Here is a 21,748-nt window from a genome sequence, read left to right as displayed (position 1 = left end):
TTCCGGGTCAGAGAAAACTTTCGCCCTCTCTAACCCAAGTCAACCGCGTGCGGAAGCACCGCGGCGGCATGCCACGCCTTTCATTATGCCGCACTGCAACCTGATCGAAATATTGCAAAATCTTTGGCGCGGATCGGGCAACAAATCTATGCAAGCGATCGCGCGCGAATCGTGAGCGGATCAACAACGATTGGCCACATGGCCGCGTTTCAGAGAACGGCGCCGGAACGGCGCCGCCCTCTCGAACTATTCGTTCAGAAGAAGCCGAGCTTCTTCGGGCTGTAGCTGACCAGGAGGTTCTTGGTCTGTTGATAGTGATCGAGCATCATCTTGTGGGTCTCGCGGCCGACGCCCGACTGCTTGTATCCGCCGAACGCCGCATGCGCGGGATAGGCATGATAGCAGTTGGTCCAGACACGGCCGGCCTGGATCTCCCGGCCGAAACGGTAGCAGCGATTGGCATCGCGGCTCCAGACACCGGCACCTAAGCCGTAGAGCGTATCGTTGGCGATCGCGAGCGCTTCCTCGTCAGACTTGAAGGTCGTGACCGAGACGACCGGGCCAAAAATCTCCTCCTGGAAAATCCGCATCTTGTTGTGCCCCTCGAACACGGTCGGCTGGATATAGAAGCCGCCGGCGAGATCACCCGTCAGTTCGGCACGTTGACCACCGGCGAGCACCTTGGCGCCTTCCTGCCTGCCGATGTCGATGTAGGAGAGGATCTTGGACAGCTGCTCGCCAGAGGCCTGGGCGCCGATCATGGTCGTGGGATCGCGGGGATCGCCCTGCTTGATCGCGGCGACCCGCTTCAACGCCCGCTCCATGAAGCGGTCATAGATGTCCGCGTGGACAAGCGCGCGGCTCGGACAGGTGCAGACCTCGCCCTGGTTCAGCGCGAACATCACAAATCCTTCGATCGCCTTGTCGAAGAAGTCGTCGTCTTCGGCGATGACGTCCTTGAAGAAGATGTTCGGCGACTTGCCGCCGAGCTCCAGCGTGACCGGAATGAGGTTCTGGCTGGCGTACTGCATGATCAGCCGGCCGGTCGTGGTCTCGCCGGTGAAGGCGATCTTGGCGATGCGCGGGCTCGACGCCAGCGGCTTGCCCGCTTCCAGGCCAAAGCCGTTGACGATGTTGAGGACGCCCGGCGGCAGGATGTCGGCGATGATCTCGGCCCAGACCATGATCGAGGCCGGGGTCTGCTCGGCAGGTTTGAGCACGACACAATTGCCGGCAGCGAGCGCCGGGGCGAGCTTCCAGCAGGCCATCAGCAGCGGGAAGTTCCAGGGGATGATCTGGCCGACAACGCCGAGCGGCTCGTGGAAATGATAGGCGATGGTGTCGTGGTCGATCTCGCTGATCGAGCCTTCCTGGGCGCGGACGACGCCGGCGAAGTAACGGAAGTGATCGATCGCGAGCGGGAGGTCGGCGGCGCGGGTCTCGCGGATCGGCTTGCCGTTGTCCCAGGTCTCGGCAATCGCAAGGCGCTCGAGATTGTCTTCCATGCGGTCGGCGATCCGATTCAGGATCGCGGCGCGCTCGGCGACGCTGGTACGGCCCCACCCCACCTTGGCGGCATGCGCCGCATCGAGCGCCGCCTCCACATCCTGCGCGTCGGACCGAGCGATCTTGCAGACGATCTGACCGGTCACAGGCGAAGCATTGTCGAAATATTTGCCGGAGGTCGGCGCCACGAACTTGCCGCCGATGAAATTGTCGTACCGTTCGGCAAAGGGAACCTTGGTGACGCTGAGGAATTCCACCTTGTTCATTGATCACTCCCGATGTTTGCTGTTTGCGCAATTCGTCGCGTTGGCGCGACTTGCGCGGACGATGTCGCGGGAGGTGTTTCCTGTCAGCCCGTGGGAAAGCGATGGCGCGGCCGACCTGTCGCAGTTCTGCGACAGTCGCGGGCGAGGCAGTGCGGGATTGCGTGCACGCAGCTTCCACACCGTCGTCGTTGCGAGTGCGCAAATTGCGCGGCTCAATGCGCGTTCAACCCGAACCGCTTGAGCTTCCGGTGCAGCGTGGCTCGGCTGATGCCGAGGGCCTTGGCGGCTGCCGAGACATTGCCGCCGGCGCGGAGCAATGCCCGCTGCAACACCGCGCGCTGACCGCCGGCGAGATGATCGCTCGCGGAATCGTCGCCGAGAAGGTCGGCGGCCGGCACCGGCTGCAATGCCCGGCCGAGCGCCAATCCGAGCGCCACCCGGGCAGAGCGGGTCGCGCCGATCACGAGATCGTCCGCATCGACGGCGATGAGACCGCTGCAACTCCCGTCGGCAGCTTGCGTCAGCACGATGCGGGCATGGGCGAAGGCCTTTCGAAACAGGTCGGCCTCGATACGCTTGGCCGCCTCGCCCGTCGCAAGCGCTATCAGGCCGGCAAAGGCGTCGGTGCGATCTGCGCGGCAGGAGGATACGTCGAGCACGCCCGCAAGCGCCGCATCGTGGTCGTAGATCGGAACAGCGGTGCAGCTCAAAAGTGTGTTGCGGGCAAAGAAATGCTGATCGCGATCGATGGTCAGCGGACGCTGCTCGACGAGGCAGGTACCGATGCCGTTGGTGCCCTCGTGCTCCTCGCTCCAGAGCGCACCGGTCCAGAGGCCCCAGGACTGAAAGGTCGCGTCGTCCGCCACCATGCCGCGGCGATCGACCGGCACGCCCTCCCGGTCGGCGAGCAACACGCAGCACCCCGCGGCGCCGACGGCCTGATAAAGCCGGTCCATTGCGCCTTGCGCCGCGGCCAGAAGAGGCGCGATGCGCTCGCGCGCCTCGCGCAGTTCGGCTTCGGTCAGCCGCATCGGTGCGGTGCGGCCGCCGGGATCGAGACGATGCAATCTGGAGGAACGGCGCCAGGACGCCACGAGCGCGGAACGAGCCGCCTGGCCTGACGCGATGGCGGCCTCGATACGGGCCGCGTGATGCCGGGGCGTTGACCCATTCATCACTGTTCCTCCGGATGAAAGCCTAGAGCGTGCCGGCGCGGCCTGTTTGATCTGCGTCAACTTGGAGCACCGCGACAAAGCCATGGGGCCGTTGCGGCGCTGCCGTCAAGACAGTCACCCGGTTCCCGGCTTACGACTTTCGCCGGAACTCAGACAGGTACATCGGATTTCGGCAGCAGCTTTCGAAGAGCTGCGAATGGCTAATTCGCCGGGATGATCCGAACGAGATCGCGCGGATTGACATAATCGAGCTGGTAGCGCGCCCGCTCATCCAGCATGTCGGGGTCGATCTTCTCGGACCGCAGCAGCGATACCCGATGTTCACTCCTGGCGCGCTCACGCTTGAGCTGGGCCAATTCGCTGGTCAGCGCGATGATCTCCTGATCGAGCTCCTGGCGGGCGTTGAGGCCGTATTTGCCGGTATAGGCATTGACGCCGAAATAGCCGACGATGGCCGCCGCCATCGCATAGAGGGCAAGTCCGGTCAGGATCGATTTCAGGCGGGCGCGCGAGACCATCCCGGGAAGATGGGACAGGTTGGTTAAGAGAGCGCTAATTGCAAGCGGCTCCCCGCCCCACCAGACCCTCATGGTGAGGAGGCGCGAAGCGCCGTCTCGAACCATGCAGGCCCGACTGTCCCCGCGGCCATCCTTCGAGACGACCGCTTCGCGGTCTCCTCAGGACGAGGACCTGGGGTGTGGCCGCGGGGTTATCTGGCCTCAGCCTTGGTGCTTCGCCACGTGCGCAGCGAACGCGTCGATGTACTGCTGCAGCACCGCCTTGAGCGAGTCCTTGGTCAGGTTGCCGTCTGCGTCGAAAGCGTCGCCGACTCCGCTGAGGTAGATTTCCGGCTGCTGGAGGACGGGACCGGAAATGCCCGGCAGCACGTTCTGCAGATGCTTGGCCGCGCTGACGCCGCCGAGCAGCCCAGGCGAGTTGGAGATGATGCCGACCGGTTTGCCGAGGAGCGAGCTCTTACCATACGGCCGCGATGCGACATCGATGGCATTCTTGAGGACGCCCGGGATCGAGCGGTTGTATTCGGGCGTGACGAACAGGATGCCGTTCGACGCCTGGAGCTTTTCGCGGAAGGCGACCCAGTCCGCGGGCGGCGTGCCCTCGAGATCCTGGTTGAAGAACGAGATGCCCGCCGGCGTGATCACCTCGAGCCTGAGCGAGCCAGGCGCGAGCTTGGCGAGCGCATTGGCGATCTTGAGCGAGAAGCTCTCCTTGCGCAGGCTGCCGGCGATGGTGACGATGTTGTAGGCCATTGGGTGTCCTTGAAGGCTTGAGCGAAAGTGCCGGGTGGGGACTTAAGCGAACCGGACCGATGGATGCAAGTGCATGAACCGGTCCGATTTGGAAACGCTACGTTTCGCGAAAGTCGCCTGTCATGGGAGGCCGACATTGATCCTCTCAAAACAATCAGGCCGCCAAGTGGCGGCCTGATGTCACGGCAACCCTGCAGCTCCGGCTCAGATCGTCGGATTCCACGCTGACGGGATCAAGCGATACTTGGCGCCGTCTTTCGCGACGTGACCGATCGAAGGGAAAGTGAAGTGGAAGCCGATCACGGTCGCCTTCTCCGCGGCCGCCATATCGTAGAACTTGTGGCGCATCGCCTGCGCCATCGCGGCATCCATGTCGAACATCACGTGCCAGTCCGGATTGCGCAGGAAGAACTCCGGAATGTTGGTGACGTCGGACTGGATCAGTACCTTGGCATCGCCAGAAGCAACCGCGAACGAGGTGTGGCCGGGCGTATGGCCCGGCGTGGCGATCGAGGTGATGCCCGGCGCGACCTCCTTGCCCCAGTCGTACCTCGTGACCTTGGACTCGAGACCGGCGAAGGTCTTCTTCACGTTGGCAAAGTTGTTCTTCAACGCGGGGTTGGACTCGGCCTTGGCGGCGTTGTCCTCGCTGGTCCAGAACTCCCACTCCTTGCCAGGCACCATGATCTCCGCATTCGGAAAGGCCAGCGCGCCATCGGCCAGGCGAATCCCGTTGATGTGGTCGCCGTGCATGTGCGACAGCAGCACAACGTCGACGTTCTTGGGGTCGACGCCGGCAGCCTGAAGGTTTTGCAGCGTGCGACCGACCGCGCCTTTGCTCGCTTCGAAATTCGCGATGCCGTTGCCGGTATCGATCAGCACAAGCTTGGAGCCGGTGTTGATGAGCTGCGGATTGAACGGCACCGTGACCATGCCCTTTGGCATGTAGGCCGCCTCACCCGCCGCCAGCGCCTCTTCCTTCGAAATGTTGGCGACGAACTTGTCCGGCATCGGGAAGGTTCGCGCGCCATCGTTGATCGAAGTGCACTCGAAGCTGCCGACCTTGTAGCGATAGAAGCCGGGCGCCTGCGTCCCCACCTGCGGCGCTGCGGCATTCGCGGCGATGGGCCGGAGCCCGGTAGCGGCAGCTGCGCCCATGGCGGCAGCGCCTGCGAGCAGGTGACGTCGATTGAGATCGATCATGAAAATGTCCCTTCTGAGCGTCCAGCGGCTGTTCCGCTTCAAATGGCGGCGGAATAATCGCCCGCTTCGCTCAGAAGGCAAGACCTTCCCTTGGTGACGTGCCGTCGCACGCCACGATTATTTATTTGGGTTGATGAGGAATTTTTCGCCGGTGGCGCGTTTGGCGTACACCGCGATGTTGGCGAGATCGAGCGCCTCGGGGAGCGAGACCACCTTGGTGTAGTGGCTGGCGAAGGTCGTCTTGAGCTCGGACGCCACGCGCTGGCGCAGGCGGCCGATCTCGGCAGGACCGATCTTCTGGAGGAACGGGGTGAGCAGCCAGCCGCCGACGCCCCAGCTCAGGCCGAAGGAACGGTTCAGCTCGGTCGGGCGCGGGTCGAGGCTGCCATAGATGTAGACCTGCTTGTACACGTTGGAGCCGTAGCGGCTGTATTCCTTCGCCGTCTTGTTGGCAGCGATCTCCATGGCCGTGAGGATCTGGCCCGCCAGCTTGCCGCCGCCGATGGCGTCGAAGGCGATCGTCGCGCCGGTCTCGACCAGCGCGTTGGTGAGATCGTCCATGAAGCTCGGTGCGCTGGAATCCACGACGTATTTGGCACCGATCTTGTGCAGGATGTCGGCCTGCTCCTTGCTCCTGACGATGTTGACGAGACCAATGCCGTCCCTGATGCAGATCTTGTTGAGCATCTGGCCGAGATTGGAGGCGGCGGCCGTGTGCACGAGCGCCTTGTGGTTCTCCCGCCGCATCGTCTCGGTCATGCCCAGCGCGGTCAGCGGATTGACGAACCAGGAGGCACCGTCGGCGGCCGTGGTGCCCGCCGGCAGCTCCATGACGTCGCGGACCTTGAGCACGCGGTACTGCGTGTACATCGCGCCGCCGATCATCGACACCGTCTTGCCCATCAGCGCTTTGGCCGCGTCCGACGAGCCGGTCCGGATCACCGTGCCCGCGCCCTCGTTGCCGACCGGTAGCGACTGATCGAACCTCGCCGCCATCATCCGCATCGCTCCCTCCGGCATCCTGGCGGTGATGACCGGCATCTCCTTGGTGCCGGACGCCTTGGCGGCGGACATGTCGGCCGGGCCGATCAGGAGGCCGAGATCGGAGGGGTTGATTGGCGTCGCCTCGACGCGAACCACAACTTCATCGTCGGCCGGCTCCGGGGTCGGGACATTCACGAGGAACAATTCCAGCTCGCCGCTCTTCTTCAGCAGCGAACGCAATTCCAGTCCCGTGGTGCCGTCGCTCATGTCGATCCTCCCCTGTGGTTGTTTCCGTGAAGCGCTGGCTTATGCCAGCGCCTTCAGTGCCGCCTTGCCGCCATAGAGTGCCTGCTTGCCGAGCTGCTGCTCGATGCGCAGGAGCTGGTTGTATTTGGCGGTGCGGTCGGAACGTGCAAGGGAGCCGGTCTTGATCTGGCCGCAATTGGTGGCGACCGCGAGGTCGGCAATGGTGGAATCCTCGGTCTCGCCGGAGCGGTGCGACATCACCGAGGTGTAGCCGGCCTTGTGGGCCATCTCGACGGCAGCGAGCGTCTCGGTCAGCGTGCCGATCTGGTTGACCTTGATCAGGATCGAGTTGGCGCGGCCGGCCTTGATGCCCTCGGCAAGGCGCTTGACGTTGGTGACGAACAGATCGTCGCCGACCAGCTGGCACTTCTTGCCGATGAGGTCGGTGAGCTCCTTCCAGCCCTCCATGTCGTCTTCCGACATGCCGTCCTCGATGGTCACGATAGGATAGCGCGCGACCAGGTCTGCAAGATACTTGGCCTGGTCGGAGATCGAGCGGCTCTTGCCCTCGCCTTCATAGACATACTTTCCGTCCTTGAAGAACTCGGTCGAGGCGCAGTCGAGGCCGAGCATGATGTCGGTCCCCGCCTTGAAGCCGGCCTTGCCGATCGCGTTCATGACGAAGTCGAGCGCGGCGTCCGCCGACGGCAGGTTCGGGGCAAAGCCGCCCTCGTCGCCGACATTGGTGTTGTGGCCGGCCTTCTTGAGCTCCGACTTCAGGGTGTGGAAGACTTCAGCACCATAGCGCAGACCCTCGGCAAACGAGGATGCTCCGACCGGCAGGATCATGAACTCCTGGAAGTCGATCGGGTTGTCGGCATGCACGCCGCCATTGATGATGTTCATCATCGGCACCGGCAGGAGCCGCGCCGAGGTGCCGCCGACATAGCGATAGAGGGGCATGTCGAGCGAGTTCGCGGCCGCCTTGGCGCAGGCGAGCGAGACGCCGAGGATGGCGTTGGCGCCCAGCCGGCTCTTGTTTGGCGTGCCGTCGAGGTCGATCATGATCTGATCGATCTGGGCCTGCTGCTCGACGTCGAGACCGCTCAGCGCCTCGAAGATCTCGCCGTTGACGGCGCCGACCGCCTTGGTCACACCCTTGCCGAGATAGCGCGCCTTGTCGCCGTCGCGCAGTTCCACGGCCTCATGGGCGCCGGTGGAGGCTCCCGACGGCACCGCAGCGCGACCGAGCGCGCCGTCCTCCAGCGCGACATCGACCTCGACGGTGGGATTGCCCCGGCTGTCGAGAATTTCGCGTCCGATGATGTCGATGATGGCGGTCATGAGGGCCTCTTTTCGGGAACACAAAGGGGGGCGGTTGGCGGTGCTTCTACCGCAATGCATCGAAGCGGAAAAGGCCGGGTGACGGCCGCCGGATGATTGGCTAAGAGGGCCGCTCGGAGGCGGCCCTCATGTCGAAAAAGCCCAGCAAATCGAAGACCCCGCGCCTGGACCCGGCTGCCCTGCAGCTCGGCCACGCCGTGGCATGGCCGGATGCGCCGGACAAGGCCCAGCTCGACCGCGTGCCCAATCCGCAAAGCGGCACCGATTATCTGGTGCGCTTCACCGTCCCGGAATTCACCTCGCTCTGCCCGGTCACGGGCCAGCCGGACTTCGCGCATCTGATGATCGACTACGCGCCGGGGGCCTGGCTGCTGGAGTCGAAATCGCTCAAGCTCTACATCGCGAGCTTCCGCAACCACGGCGCCTTCCACGAGGACTGCACCGTCATGATCGGCAAGCGCATCGCCAGCGAGATCAAGCCGAAATGGCTGCGCATCGGGGGCTATTGGTATCCGCGCGGCGGCATCCCGATCGACGTGTTCTGGCAGACCGGCCGCATACCGAAAGGCCTGTGGGTGCCGGAGCAGGGCGTCGCGCCCTATCGCGGGCGGGGCTAGAGTCTTTTTTCCCGCGCCCGTGATTTCGCACCCACGGCTTATCTAGCGCGCATCCGCCGGGGCACGCTGCTTGAGAAGCCGCGCGCAGAACAAGCCCAGTACCGCCATGATCAACGCGCTCGTGAACAGGGTCGGCATCTTGCCGGCATGCTGGAGTCCAAATCCATAGGCGAGCGGCCCCACAGTCTGCCCCATGAAGAAGAAGAACGAATGCAGCGACAGCGCGGTGGCGCGCGCCTCGACCGAAAGCTCGCTGGCGAACACCTGCAGACAGCCGTGTGCGATGTAGAAGCCCCATCCCATCACGATGAGGTTCAACGCCTGCACCTCCCAGCGCGGGCCGAAGGCGACGGCGATGAGCTGCGAAGCAACCAGCGTCATGCCTGCGATCATCATGCCCTTCACGCCGAGCCGCGGCAGCAGGCGCGACACCGTCAGCGTGTAGAACAGGCCGCCGACCGCAAAGCCCGCGATGACGATACCGGCGATCGACAGCGAGGTCTGGCCGAGATCGAACAGGAACGAGGCAATGTAGGGAAACAGGCCCAGCACGCAGCAGCCTTCGATGAACACCGCCGAGTAGCAGACATAGGCGTTCGGGTTGGTGAAGATGGTACGATAGCCGGCCCTCAATGCCGACAGGCTCGTCTTCGGCGGATGCTTGACCTTGGCGCCGTGAAAGCCGGCGGCAACCGCGATCGACGCCACGATCACGATCGCACCGAGCACCGCCAGCACGCCGCGCCAGCCGAGAAAATCCCCGATCAGGCCGGAAGCCGAGGCGCCGAGCAGATTGCCGGTCATCGCGCCCGCCAGCGTGCGGCTGATCGCGACCTGGCGCTTGTCGGGACCGACGAGATCGCTGGTGAGACTCAGCGCCACCGGAAAAACCCCGCCTGAACCGATGCCGGCGAGGATGCGGGTCGCAAACAGGACCGAAAACGAGGTCGAGAACGCACCCAGGATGTTGGCGAGGCCAAGCAGCGCGAGGCAGCCGATCATCAGCCGCGTCTTGCCGAACAGGTCGGCGGCGGCGCCGATGATCGGCTGGATGATCGAGAAGGTGAAAGCGAACACCGCGGCGAAGCCCGCAGCGGTGGCGATGCTGACGCCAAAATCCTCGGCGACGTGCGGCAGCACCGGATCGAGCGCGCGAGCCGAGAGTGCCGCGGCGAAGCTCGCGCCTGATATGACGTAGAGCGCTGCCGGCAAGCCCTGATCGTGCGACCGCGTCTCGCCTTGCTGCATTAGCGCGGGTTCTTCGCCAGCGCGTCGAACGCCATCAGCCTGGCGATCAGCCCCTCGAACTCGCGCAGCGGCACCATGTTGGGCCCGTCAGAGGGCGCCCGGTCGGGGTCGGGATGGGTCTCGATGAAGACACCGGCAACGCCGACGGCAACGGCCGCGCGCGCAAGCACCGGGACGAACTCCCGTTCGCCACCCGACGAGGCCCCCTTCCCGCCCGGCTGCTGCACCGAATGGGTGGCGTCGAAGATGACCGGCGCGCCGGTGGTGCGTGCCAGGATCGGCAGCGCGCGCATGTCGGAGACCAGCGTGTTGTAGCCGAAGGAGACACCGCGTTCGGTGACGAGCACGTTGGGATTGTCGCCGCCCGTGATCTTGCCCACGACATTGGCCATGTCCCAGGGCGCCAGGAACTGCCCCTTCTTGACGTTGACGACCTTGCCGGTCGCGGCCGCGGCAAGCAGGAGATCGGTCTGCCGGCACAGGAAGGCCGGGATCTGCAGGATGTCCACCGCTTGCGCCACCTCGGCGCATTGCGCGGCTTCATGCACGTCGGTCAGCACCGGCAGGCCAAGCGAGGATCGGATCTCCGCGAAGATCGGCAGCGACTGCGCAAGGCCAAGCCCGCGCGCGGCGGACGCGCTGGTGCGGTTGGCCTTGTCGAAGGAGGTCTTGTAGACGAGACCTATCTTCAGCCGCGCGGCGATCTCCTTCAGGGCGGAGGCCACCTCCAGCGCGTGCTCACGGCTTTCGAGCTGGCAGGGTCCGGCAATGATCGAGATCGGCAGATCATTGCCGAACTTGACCGTGCCAATGGTGACGACCGGCGCCGCTGACGTCGAAGAGCTCAAGGCAGATCCCTCGTTTCGGCGCGACCATAGCCGTGATGAGGGTCGGATCAACCCTCTTCCGCCCGGGCCGTACGAATAACAGGGTTGCGCCAGGGCTCACCGCTGCCGTGGGCTGCGCTTACCTCACGGCCGAGAAGGCGGTCGGCGCCAGAATCTGGCTGACGATGTTGCCGACGATCTGGCCGTCCGCTTCCGACTTTGCCCGCGCCTCGAGCCAATCCGGATCGGTCATGAACGCGCCCCACTTCTTCTCGCGCTCGGCGAGCGAGTCCCAGGCCAGGAAATAGGTCAGCTCCTGGTTTGACTCACCGATCAGCGTCGTGAAGAAGCCGGCCTGCTTGATGCCGTGCTTTTCCCAGAGCTTGAGCGTGACGGCTTCGAATCGCTTCAGGAGCGCCGGCAGCCGGCCGGGCACGCAGCGATAGACGCGCATTTCGTAGATCATCGAAGTTCACTCCCTGCTCTGTTGTTCTTGCGCAGGGAGTTGTCGCAACAATCCGCGCGGTCGTCAAAGGTCGGAGAAGCGTTACACCAGCCGACTCTGCTTCGCCGCCGCCTCGATGAACGAGGCGAACAGCGGGTGCGGCTCGAACGGCCGCGACTTCAGCTCGGGATGGAACTGGACGCCGATGAACCAGGGATGATCCTCGTACTCGACGATCTCAGGCAGCACGCCGTCCGGCGACAGACCCGAAAATTTCAAGCCGTGCTGCTCGAGACGATCCTTGTAGGCGGTGTTGACCTCATAGCGGTGGCGGTGCCGCTCGGAAATCTCGGTGGCGCCGCCATAGACCTGCGACACCCGGCTGCCGCGATTGAGCGCCGCCGGATACGCGCCGAGCCGCATCGTCCCGCCGAGGTCGCCGGCCTGCGAGCGTTTCTCCAGCTCGTTGCCGCGCAGCCATTCCGTCATCAGGCCGACCAGCGGCTCCTTGGTTGGGCCGAACTCGGTGGAGTTGGCATCCTCGATTCCGACGAGGTTTCGTGCGGCCTCGATCACCGCCATCTGCATACCGAAGCAGATGCCGAAATACGGCACGTCGCGCTCCCGCGCGAACTGCGCCGCCTTGATCTTGCCCTCCGCGCCGCGCTGGCCGAAGCCGCCCGGCACCAGGATGCCATTGACGTGCTCGAGGAACGGCGCCGGATCCTCTTTCTCGAAGATCTCGCTCTCGATCCAGTCGAGATTGACCTTCACCTTGTTGGCGATGCCGCCATGCGAGAGCGCTTCGATCAGCGACTTATAGGCATCCTTCATGCCGGTGTATTTGCCGACGATGGCGATGGTAACGTTGCCCTCGGGATTGCGGATGCGCTCGTTGATCTCCCGCCAGCTGCGCAGCTCCGGCGGGATCCGCGAGGCAATGCCGAAGGCGGCGAGCACCTCGTCGTCGAGCCCGGCGTCGTGGTAGGCCTCGGGAACGGCATAGATGTTGTCGACGTCGCGGGCCTCGATCACGGCGCTTTCGCGCACGTTGCAGAACAGCCCGAGCTTGCGCCGCTCTTCCTTCGGGATCTCGCGGTCGGTGCGGCAGAGCAGGATGTCCGGCTGGATGCCGATCGAGCGCAGCTCCTTCACCGAGTGCTGCGTCGGCTTGGTCTTCAATTCGCCGGCGCTCGGAATGTAAGGCAGCAGCGTCAGATGGATATAGACGGCATGGTCGCGCGGCAGCTCGTTCTTGAGCTGGCGGATCGCCTCGAAGAACGGCAGTCCCTCGATGTCGCCGACGGTTCCGCCGATCTCGACCAGCACGAAGTCGAACTCGTCATTGCCTTCGAGGACGAATTCCTTGATGGCGTTGGTGACGTGCGGAACCACCTGAATGGTTGCGCCGAGATAATCGCCGCGACGCTCCTTGGAGATGATGTCCTGGTAGATGCGCCCCGTGGTGATGTTGTCGGCCTTGGTCGCTGGCCGGCCGGTGAAGCGCTCGTAGTGACCGAGGTCGAGATCGGTCTCCGCGCCGTCATCGGTCACGAACACTTCGCCGTGCTGATACGGCGACATCGTTCCGGGATCGAGGTTGAGATAGGGATCGAGCTTGCGGAGGCGGACCTTGTAGCCCCGGGCCTGCAGCAGGGCACCCAGTGCCGCTGAAGCCAGACCCTTGCCGAGCGAAGAAACCACGCCGCCGGTGATGAATATGTACCGCGCCATGGGACTTAACCTCTAATCCCCTACATTCGATTCGCCAAAGCGATTCGTATTCCGCCCCAAAGATTTTGCGGGCCTGTGGGTGAGCCAGAACTAAGAGTGGTGACAGTGCCTTGATGGGGATTGTTGATGCAGGACGGTAGCAGCCACCCTGCATGGCCCCCCTGCTTTATTGCGAACGCGGCACCTGCGGACCTGACGGCGCCTGGTTCTGCTGCTGCTCGTCGGCCTTCTTCAGCGAATCCAGGATGCCGCCCGAGGTGGGCGGCGCGATCGGCGATCCGCCGGCCGGCTGGGTCTGCGACGGCTGGCCGATGATCGACGACGGCGCCCGGTTGTAACCAGCGTACCAGGAGAGGAACAGGCTGGTGATGAAGAAGCCCACCGCCAGGATGGCAGTGGTCCGCGTCAGAAGGTTCGCCGTACCGCGGCTCGACATGAAGCCGGCGCCTCCGCCCATGCCGAGGCCGCCGCCTTCCGACTTCTGCAGCAGGACGGCGCCAATCATGACGGCGACGATCATGAGGTGGATGACGATGACAACGGTCTGCATGATATCCTTCCGTCACAAGCGGGCGGCGCCTGACGGCGGCCGATCGCGCTTCGCGGGGTTGTCCTGAAGTTGCGCGGTGTTACACGATCGGGAGGGCTATTGCCACCCCCCGATCGGTCCGACCAATGGTTTGGGTTTAGCTAAGGGCAGCCCTTGGCAATGGCAAGGAAATCGGCCGCTTTCAGGCTCGCGCCGCCGACCAGGGCGCCGTTGACGTTCTTCACCGCCATCAGCTCGGCCGCATTCGACGGTTTGACCGAGCCGCCGTAGAGAATCCGCATCTTGGTCCCCTCGTCCTTGAACCTGGAGGTCAGGAGTTCCCGGATAAAGCCATGAATCTGCTCGACATCCTGGGCCGTGGGGGTCAGGCCGGTGCCGATCGCCCAGACCGGCTCATAGGCGACGATCAGATTCGCGGCGATCGAGCCGTCCGGCAGCGAGCCGCCGAGCTGGCCACGCAGGATGTCCAGCGTCTGCCCGGCGTCGCGCTGGGCCTGCGTCTCGCCGATGCAGACGATCGCCGCCGCCCCGGCCCGCCAGGCGGCTTCCGCCTTCTGCCTGACGAGAGCGTCGCTCTCGCCATGATCGGCGCGGCGCTCGGAATGGCCAACGATGATGGCGTTTGCACCCGCGTCCACCAGCATTTCGGCGGCGACATCGCCGGTATGGGCGCCGGAGGCCTTGGGGTGGCAATCCTGGGCTCCGACCGCAACCTTCTTGCCGCGCGCCTTGTCAGCGAAGGTGGCGATCAGGGTCGCCGGCGGGCAGACCAGGAGATCGGCCTTGCCGGCCACGTCTGCCGCGCCGCTGAGCATGGCGTCGAATTCGGCAGCCTGGGCCTTGAGGCCGTTCATTTTCCAGTTGCCGGCGATCAGCGGTCGGATGGCGTCGGTCATGTCATTTCCAGCAGGATGAGGGTTTGCGCATGCGCTAGCAGAGCTGCCGCGGCAGTTCCAGACCTAGAGGCTTTTAACCGCAGGCTCGAAGCGGCGCCCGAGGCGAGGTTGCGGGGGGAAAGCCGCCACTTTATGATGATTGATCAATTTGGTGACGCGCTTTTGCGGAATCTGCATTAAGACGCGCTCCGTTCCCCTCCTGACCAAACAAGTTGGACCAAATGCTTCGAGGAATGCGCAAGGCCTCATCAAACTGGCTCGGCAAGACCATTATGGCCATGGTGATGGGCGTGTTGATCATCAGTTTCGGCATTTGGGGCATCGCCGACATTTTCAAGGGCTTCGGGCAGTCCACGGTGGCCAAGGTCGGCAGCACCGAGATCTCCCTCAACGAGTTCCGCCAGATCTATACCGACCGGCTACAGCAGATCAGCCGCCAGTTCGGCCGTCCGCTGACGCCCGACCAGGCGCGTGCCTTCGGCATCGATCGCCAGGTGCTCCAGCAGACCATCGCCGAAGCCGCCCTCGACGAAGAGGCGCGCAGGCTCGGGCTCGGCCAGTCGGACGAGCAGATCCGCCACGTCATCATGAACGATCCCAACTTCAAGGGCGTCGGCGGAAACTTCGATGCGAACCGCTTTCAGGCCGTGATCCGCAATTTCGGCTACACCGAGCAGCGCTACGTTGCCGAGCAGCGCAAGGTGTCGCTGCGCCGGCAGATCACCGGCACCATCGGTGCCGGCATCAAGCCGCCGAAGACCATGATCGACATGCTGACGCGCTACCAGAACGAACAACGCTCGATCGAATTCGTCCGGCTCGACGCGGCTCAGGCCGGGACCATCGACCCGCCCTCGCCCGAGGCGCTCGCCGCCTATTTCGGGGATCATAAGGTCCAATTCCGGGCGCCCGAATACCGCAAGATCGCCTTCGTCGTGGTCTCGCCGGAGGACATCGGCAAATGGACCGAGGTGTCGGACGAGGATGCCAAGAAGGTGTTCGAGCAGCGCAAGGACCGGCTCGGCACGCCGGAGAAGCGCCAGATTCAGCAGATCGTGTTTCCGAACGTCGCCGAAGCGCAAGCCGCACGCGAGCGCCTCGTCAGCGGGACGTCGTTCGAGGATCTCGGCAAGGAACGCGGGCTGAGCGCCTCCGACATCGACCTCGGGCTCGTGACCAAGTCTTCGCTCACGCCTGCCGTCGGAGACGCCGCCTTCGCGCTTCCCGTCGGCGAGATCAGCCAGCCGATTCAGAGCGGTCTCGGCGTCGCGATCGTCAAGGTCGACAAGATCGAGCCGGGCAAGGAGGCCGACTACGCCAGCCTTGCCGGCGACATCAAACGTGAGATCGCGACCGAGCGTGCGCGCGTCAAGGTCGCCGATCTCCGCGACAAGATGGAAGACGAGCGTGGCGGCGGCTCCAGCGTGATCGACGCGGCGCAGAAGCTCGGCCTCACCGCGGCGACCATCGACGCCGTCGACCGCTCCGGCCGCGCCCCGGACGGCCAGCCGGTCGCCAACATCCCGCAGGGCCTCGACGTCGTATCGCAGGCCTTCAACACCGATGTCGGCGTCGACAGCGATGCGATCTCCTACAAGGGCGGCTATGTCTGGTACGACGTGCTCGCCATCACGCCCTCGCGAGACCGCAATCTCGACGAGGTCCGAGACCAAGTCGAGGCGCGCTGGCGCCAGGACCAGATCGCAGCCAAGCTGAAGACGAAGGCGACCGAGATGGTGCAGAAGCTCGAAGCGGGCGGCAAGCTCGCGGATGAGGCCGCCGCGATCGGCGCCAAGGTCGAGACCGCGACCGGATTCAAGCGCGACGATTCTCCAGCCGGCGTGCCCGGCACGGTCGTCGCGGCCGCTTTCCGCACCGCCAAGGATGGCGTCGGACAGACCGCCGTGAGCGGTGGCAGCGAGGTGATTGTCTTCCGCGTCACCGACATCGTCGAACCCGCGGTCGACGTCGCCTCCGATGCGGTCAAGAAGCTGAAGGAGAGCCTCGACCGGGCCCAGACCGAGGAACAGGTCGCCTCCTACATCAACAAGCTCGAAGCCGACATCGGGACCACCATCAATCAGGCCGCCTTCGCGCAGGTGACCGGCGCGAACCAGTGAGTTGAAAGCACGCGATGGACGACCTGAAATCGATCATTGGAAAAGTCGCGACCGGTGCCAGCCTGTCGCGCGACGAAGCCGCTTCCGCCTTCGATGCCATGATGAGCGGCGAGGCCACACCCTCGCAGATGGGCGGCCTGTTGATGGCGCTGCGGGTGCGCGGCGAGACCGTTGACGAGATCACCGGTGCCGTCGCGGCGATGCGCTCCAAGATGCTGACCGTGACGGCCCCGCCCGAAGCGGTCGACATCGTCGGCACCGGCGGCGACGGCTCGGGCTCGGTCAACGTCTCGACCTGCGCCGCCTTCATCGTCTCGGGCGCCGGCGTGCCGGTGGCCAAGCACGGCAACCGCGCGCTGTCGTCGCGCTCGGGGGCCGCCGACGTGCTGGCCTCGCTCGGCGTCAAGATCGACCTGAAGCCTGAGCAGGTCGGGCGCTGCGTGCGCGAATGCGGCATCGGCTTCATGTTCGCCCCCGCCCACCATCCCGCCATGAAGAACGTCGGTCCGACCCGGGTCGAGCTTGCCACGCGCACGATCTTCAATTTGCTCGGCCCTCTCTCCAACCCGGCCGGCGTGAAGCGGCAGATGGTTGGCGTGTTCTCCAGGCAATGGGTGCAACCGCTGGCACAGGTGCTGAAGAACCTCGGCTCGGAATCTGCATGGGTGGTGCACGGCTCGGACGGTCTCGACGAGATCACCCTCACCGGCCCCACCTTCGTGTCCGCGCTCCACAATGGCGAGATCCGGAATTTCGAGGTGACCCCCGAGGAGGCCGGGCTCTCGCGTTGCGAGGCCGGCGCGCTTAAGGGCGGTGACGCCGATGCCAATGCGGTCGCGCTGCAAAGCGTGCTCGACGGCAAGCCGAGCCCCTACCGCGACGTCGCTCTGATCAATGCTGCCGCCGCGCTGGTCGTGGCCGGCCGCGCCAAGGACCTCAAGGAGGGCGTCGTGATCGGCGCCCGTTCGATCGACAGCGGCGCGGCCAACGCGAAGCTGAAGCACCTGGTGGCAGTCTCCAACAGCTGAATGCGCATGTCGGACATCCTGACCAAGATCGAAACCTACAAGCGCGACGAGATCGCTGCCGCCAAGTGCGCACAGCCGCTCTCGGACCTCGAGGCGAAGGCGAAGGCGCAAGCCGCGCCACGCGGCTTCGTGCGGGCGATCAAGGCCAAGCACGCGCATGGCGATTTCGCGCTGATCGCCGAGATCAAGAAAGCTTCGCCTTCCAAAGGTCTCATTCGCGCTGATTTCGACCCGCCGGCACTCGCGAGAGCCTACGAGGCCGGCGGCGCAGCCTGCCTTTCGGTGCTGACCGACACACCCTCCTTCCAGGGGCATCTCGACTTCATGGTGGCGGCGCGCGCGGCGACCTCGCTGCCGGTGCTGCGCAAGGACTTCATGTTCGACACCTACCAGGTGGTCGAGGCCCGCGCCCACGGCGCCGACTGCATCCTGATCATCATGGCGGCGCTCGACGATGCCGCCGCGAAGGACATCGAAGATGCCGCCATCGCCTATGGCATGGACGTGCTGATCGAAATCCACGATCGCGCCGAGCTCGAACGGGCGCTGAAGCTGCGATCCCCGATGATCGGCGTCAACAACCGCAATTTGCGCACCTTCGAGACTACGCTTGCGACCAGCGAGCTGCTGGCACCGCTGATCCCTCAGGAACGGCTGATGGTCGGCGAGAGCGGTATCTTCACGCCCGAAGATCTCACCCGCCTCGAGCGCGTCGGCATGTCGACGTTCCTGGTCGGTGAAAGCCTGATGCGCCAGGCCGACGTCACTGCCGCGACGCACGCGCTGCTCGCGCGCAAGACCGCGGCGCACGCGACGGGCACGCGCTGAAATGGCGCGCAAGCCAGCCAATACAAAGCCAATCAAGAGGAAGCCGGCTGAATCCGGGGCCGGTCCCGCCCTCACCCATATCGGCGCCTCCGGCGAGGCCCGGATGGTCGACGTCTCGGACAAGCCCGCGACCGAGCGCCTTGCGGTCGCGGAAGGGCGCGTCGTCATGACCAAAGCAACGCTCGACCTGATCGTATCCGGCAACGCCAAGAAGGGGGACGTGCTCGGCACCGCGCGCATCGCCGGCATCATGGCCGCCAAGCGCACCTCTGAGCTGATCCCGCTCTGCCATCCGCTTGCGTTGTCGAAGGTGACGGTCGAGATCGAGCCTGACGTCAAATTGCCGGGCTGCCTCGTTCGCGCCAGCGTGAAGGTGACCGGCCCGACCGGCGTCGAGATGGAGGCGCTCACGGCCGTCTCGGTCGCGTGCCTCACCATCTACGACATGATCAAGGCGGTCGAGCGCGGCGTACGCATCGAGGGCATCCATCTCGTCGAGAAGCTCGGCGGCAAGTCCGGCCATTATCGCGCCTGAAGCACGCTCGCCCTGGAGTGCTCAGCCCTCGTGCCGGCACTGGATCGCCTTTGCGCGCAATCGTTCACGCTTCGTTAACCGCGCTTCCTAACTTTACCTCCACACCGTCCCCGTAAACCAACGGATGTCTTCAGGGTCATGAATTGATCCTGACGTGTGCGCGGCAATGATCCAGCATGAAGATGAAATTCGGAAGTCGTCTCTTTGACCAAATCTTCGTGCGCAGCGGACCGATCCGTTGGCTGGTGGCGGGCGGCACGCTTCTGATCGCAACCATCGCCATCGGCTCGGTCCTGATGGCGCAGAACTTCCGGGAGCGGGCGCTGCGCAACTCCAGCCGCGAGCTGGAGAATACCGTGCTGCTGCTCGCTCATCATTTCGATCAGCAATTGCAGGATTTCGGGGTCATCCAGAAAGCCTTCATCGATCATGTCCGCTCGATTGGAATCACGACCGGAGAGCAGTATCGTACGCGCCTCTCGGGCGAGGACGTTCACCGAATGCTGCGGTCGAAGATCGAGGCCCTGCCCTACATCGGAGGCGTCAACGTCATCGATGCCGAGGGCAATCTGATCAATTCGTCGACGGCATGGCCAGCCCCAAAAGTGAACGTTGCCGACCGCGCCTACTTCCGCACCTTCAAGTACGACCCCTTTTCGCCTGACGTGCTGATCGAGCCGCTGTATAGCCGCCTCTCCGGTGCCTGGACCATTCTGGTAGCCCGCAGAATCGTCGGTCCCGGTGGCGAGTTCCTCGGTGTCGTCGGTCGCGGCATCGAGCCCGCCAATTTCGAGAAATTCTTCGCCTCCGTCGTGCTCGGCGACGGCGCGACCATCTCGATGCTGCATCGGGACGGCACGCTGCTCGCCCGCTATCCGCACTCCCGCGAATTGATGGGACGGAACTTCAAGACCGGCCCGTTCGAGCACCAGAGGGTGTTCGGGCTGGATCATTTTGCCGGCCGCTTTACGAGTCCCGTCGACGGCGAGGACCGGCTGATCTCCTCGCGGGCCCTGCCCCACTTCCCGATCCTGATGATGGCCACCACGACGCGCGCGTCGGCCCTGACGGACTGGCGCGAGCAAATCGGAATTCTGACGTCGGTCGCCGCCTCGTCCGCGCTCGCCATCGCAGGCGTGCTGATCGCGGTCGTGCGCAAGCTGCTTGAGCAGCACCGCCTTTCCCGCGAACGGCTGACGCTGGAAAAGCAACGGCTCGATCACGCCGTCAACAACATGACGCAAGGCCTCTTGCTGTTCGATTCCGAGCGGCGGCTCGTGGTCTGCAACCAGCGCTACATCGAGATGTACGGACTGTCGCCTGACATCGTGAAACCCGGCTCCAGCTTCCACGACATCATCGCCCATCGCAAGGCGACCGGCTCGTTCACCGGCGACGTCGACGCTTACGTCGCGCTCGTGCTGAAGGACATCCATGTCCGCAACTCCATGGTGGTCGACACCGCCGACGGCCGGTCGATCCACATCCTCAATGAACCGCTTGCGGACGGCGGCTGGGTCGCGACCCATGAGGACATCACGGAGCGCCGCCGCATCGAGGAGCGCATCACCCATCTCGCCCACTACGACTCGCTGACGGATCTGCCCAACCGCACCATGTTCCATGAGCATCTGCGCGGAGAGCTGGCTGCGCTCCGCGACGGCGAGCAGATTGCCGTGCACTACATCGACATCGACGAATTCAAGGGCGTTAACGACGCGCTTGGCCATCTCGTGGGCGACGAGCTCTTGAAATCGGTGGCCACGAACCTTCGCCGCTGTGCGGGCCCCGCCGATTTCGTGGCGCGGCTCGGCGGCGACGAGTTCGCCATTGTGCAAAGCGCTGTGACGTCATCGGACCGGGTCAGCGAACTCGTCGCGCGGGTTTTCGAAGCCATCCGCACGCCGTTCGACTGCATGGGCCACCATCTCACCAGCGATGCCAGCATCGGTATTGCGCTCGCGCCGGAACACGGCACGGTGCTCGATCAGATCCTCAAGAACGCGGACATGGCAATGTATGCGGCCAAGTCTGCCGGACGCCGCACCTATCGTTTCTTCGAGCCGGAGATGGATGCCAAGGTCCGCGAGCGCCGCCAGCTCGAGAACGACCTGCGCCACGCCCTTGCCCAAGGGGGTCTGGAAGGCGGGCTCGAGGTCTACTACCAACCCTGTCTCGGCTTGAAGGACGACCGCATCACCGGCTGCGAGGCGCTGGTGCGCTGGCGCCACCCCGGGCGCGGCTGGGTCTCGCCTGCCGAATTCATCCCCATCGCGGAGGACACCGGCCTGATCAACGAGATCGGCGAGTGGGTGCTGGCGACCGCGTGCCGGGATGCAGCAAACTGGCCCGACGACATCCGCCTCGCGGTCAACGTCTCTCCGGTGCAGTTCAAGAGCGGCACGCTGGCGCTCAAGATCATGGCGGCGCTCGCCGCCTCGAACCTGCCGGCGAGCCGGCTCGAGCTCGAGATCACCGAGGCGGTCCTGATCCGTGACGACGATGCCGCGCTGGCGATCCTGCACCAGCTCCGCGCCATCGGCGTGCGCATCGCGCTCGACGATTTCGGCACCGGCTACTCATCGCTGAGCTATCTTCACCGCTTCCCGTTCGACAAGATCAAGATCGATCGCTGTTTCGTCGACGATATCGCCCGCCCCGACGGCTCCGCCAGCATCGTTCAGGCCGTGGTCAATTTGGCGGCCGCCCGGCGCATGACTACCACGGCCGAGGGCGTCGAGACCGAGGAGCAGCAGCGCCTGCTTCGCACGCTCGGCTGCTCGGAGATGCAGGGCTATCTGTTCAGCGCCGCCAGGCCCGCCGACAAGATGCTGGAACTGTTCGCGCTGCACCGCAGCCGGCTCGCCCGGCGCGAAGGCAGCGAGAGCCGCCGCCGCGAAGCCGGTTAGGCTTCTGCGAGACCGA

Annotated in this window: 19 protein-coding genes; 6 read left to right on the top strand and 13 right to left on the bottom strand. The window is 64.7% G+C overall.

Features of this window, described 5'->3' with window-relative positions; genetic code table 11:
• Positions 1-254 precede the first annotated feature (254 nt).
• From adh to eno, 7 genes are all read right to left on the bottom strand, one after another.
• The gene (gene adh / locus ASG57_RS32730) at positions 255-1,772 is read right to left on the bottom strand and encodes an aldehyde dehydrogenase (protein ID WP_057198938.1); all 1,518 of its coding nucleotides are present in this window, start codon (positions 1,770-1,772) and stop codon (positions 255-257) included.
• 212 nt (positions 1,773-1,984) lie between these two features.
• Positions 1,985-2,947, bottom strand: a complete 963-nt coding sequence (locus ASG57_RS32725; protein ID WP_057198937.1) for a GAF domain-containing protein — start codon at positions 2,945-2,947, stop codon at positions 1,985-1,987.
• 200 nt (positions 2,948-3,147) lie between these two features.
• The gene (locus ASG57_RS32720; protein ID WP_024341324.1) at positions 3,148-3,465 is read right to left on the bottom strand and encodes an FtsB family cell division protein; all 318 of its coding nucleotides are present in this window, start codon (positions 3,463-3,465) and stop codon (positions 3,148-3,150) included.
• A gap of 201 nt (positions 3,466-3,666) precedes the next feature.
• A complete protein-coding gene (locus ASG57_RS32715) occupies positions 3,667-4,218 on the bottom strand; it encodes an NADPH-dependent FMN reductase (RefSeq protein WP_057198936.1) in 552 nt (183 codons plus the stop codon).
• Positions 4,219-4,422: 204 nt separating this feature from the next.
• Entirely contained in the window at positions 4,423-5,421 is a 999-nt protein-coding gene (locus ASG57_RS32710; protein WP_057198935.1) for an MBL fold metallo-hydrolase, read from the bottom strand.
• Between the two features lie 117 nt (positions 5,422-5,538).
• Positions 5,539-6,672 carry a zinc-binding dehydrogenase gene (locus ASG57_RS32705; protein ID WP_057198934.1) on the bottom strand — a complete coding sequence of 378 codons (1,134 nt, stop codon included), beginning with the start codon at positions 6,670-6,672 and terminating at the stop codon, positions 5,539-5,541.
• Between the two features lie 39 nt (positions 6,673-6,711).
• Positions 6,712-7,995 carry a phosphopyruvate hydratase gene (gene eno, locus ASG57_RS32700; RefSeq protein ID WP_057198933.1) on the bottom strand — a complete coding sequence of 428 codons (1,284 nt, stop codon included), beginning with the start codon at positions 7,993-7,995 and terminating at the stop codon, positions 6,712-6,714.
• A gap of 128 nt (positions 7,996-8,123) precedes the next feature.
• On the opposite strand from eno, the gene queF reads away from it, so the two are divergent.
• Positions 8,124-8,612 (top strand): preQ(1) synthase, encoded by a 489-nt coding sequence (queF, locus tag ASG57_RS32695; protein WP_024341319.1) that lies wholly within the window; start codon positions 8,124-8,126, stop codon positions 8,610-8,612.
• Between the two features lie 42 nt (positions 8,613-8,654).
• Here the strand turns inward: queF and ASG57_RS32690 are convergent, their stop codons facing one another.
• From ASG57_RS32690 to tpiA, 6 genes are all read right to left on the bottom strand, one after another.
• Entirely contained in the window at positions 8,655-9,860 is a 1,206-nt protein-coding gene (locus ASG57_RS32690) for an MFS transporter (protein ID WP_057198932.1), read from the bottom strand.
• Positions 9,860-10,708, bottom strand: coding sequence for a 3-deoxy-8-phosphooctulonate synthase (kdsA, locus tag ASG57_RS32685; protein ID WP_057198931.1), 849 nt, complete (start codon positions 10,706-10,708; stop codon positions 9,860-9,862). Before kdsA ends, ASG57_RS32690 begins: the two co-directional genes overlap by 1 nt.
• 118 nt (positions 10,709-10,826) lie before the next feature.
• Positions 10,827-11,153 carry an NIPSNAP family protein gene (locus ASG57_RS32680; RefSeq protein WP_057198930.1) on the bottom strand — a complete coding sequence of 109 codons (327 nt, stop codon included), beginning with the start codon at positions 11,151-11,153 and terminating at the stop codon, positions 10,827-10,829.
• Positions 11,154-11,234: 81 nt separating this feature from the next.
• On the bottom strand, positions 11,235-12,866 hold the full coding sequence (pyrG, locus tag ASG57_RS32675) for a CTP synthase (RefSeq protein WP_024341315.1): 1,632 nt from the start codon (positions 12,864-12,866) through the stop codon (positions 11,235-11,237).
• A 166-nt stretch (positions 12,867-13,032) separates the two neighbouring features.
• Positions 13,033-13,416, bottom strand: coding sequence for a preprotein translocase subunit SecG (gene secG, locus ASG57_RS32670; protein WP_024341314.1), 384 nt, complete (start codon positions 13,414-13,416; stop codon positions 13,033-13,035).
• Between the two features lie 140 nt (positions 13,417-13,556).
• Positions 13,557-14,312 (bottom strand): triose-phosphate isomerase, encoded by a 756-nt coding sequence (gene tpiA / locus ASG57_RS32665; protein WP_057198929.1) that lies wholly within the window; start codon positions 14,310-14,312, stop codon positions 13,557-13,559.
• Positions 14,313-14,533: 221 nt separating this feature from the next.
• Between tpiA and ASG57_RS32660 the strand changes: the two genes are divergently transcribed.
• From ASG57_RS32660 to ASG57_RS32640, 5 genes are all read left to right on the top strand, one after another.
• Positions 14,534-16,432 carry a SurA N-terminal domain-containing protein gene (locus tag ASG57_RS32660; RefSeq protein WP_057198928.1) on the top strand — a complete coding sequence of 633 codons (1,899 nt, stop codon included), beginning with the start codon at positions 14,534-14,536 and terminating at the stop codon, positions 16,430-16,432.
• Positions 16,433-16,446: 14 nt separating this feature from the next.
• Positions 16,447-17,460, top strand: a complete 1,014-nt coding sequence (gene trpD, locus ASG57_RS32655) for an anthranilate phosphoribosyltransferase (protein WP_057198927.1) — start codon at positions 16,447-16,449, stop codon at positions 17,458-17,460.
• A 6-nt stretch (positions 17,461-17,466) separates the two neighbouring features.
• Complete coding sequence (trpC, locus tag ASG57_RS32650; protein ID WP_057198957.1) at positions 17,467-18,288, top strand: indole-3-glycerol phosphate synthase TrpC; 822 nt, start codon at positions 17,467-17,469, stop codon at positions 18,286-18,288.
• 1 nt (position 18,289) lies between these two features.
• Complete coding sequence (gene moaC / locus ASG57_RS32645) at positions 18,290-18,823, top strand: cyclic pyranopterin monophosphate synthase MoaC (RefSeq protein WP_057198926.1); 534 nt, start codon at positions 18,290-18,292, stop codon at positions 18,821-18,823.
• Between the two features lie 176 nt (positions 18,824-18,999).
• Complete coding sequence (locus ASG57_RS32640; RefSeq protein ID WP_057198925.1) at positions 19,000-21,732, top strand: bifunctional diguanylate cyclase/phosphodiesterase; 2,733 nt, start codon at positions 19,000-19,002, stop codon at positions 21,730-21,732.
• Positions 21,733-21,748 lie beyond the last annotated feature (16 nt).

Origin of the sequence: Bradyrhizobium sp. Leaf396 (assembly GCF_001424605.1) — a bacterium.
GTDB lineage: Bacteria > Pseudomonadota > Alphaproteobacteria > Rhizobiales > Xanthobacteraceae > Bradyrhizobium > Bradyrhizobium japonicum_C.
The sequence above is the reverse complement of the archived record's forward strand: the minus strand, read 5'-3'. Positions and strand labels throughout refer to the sequence as shown.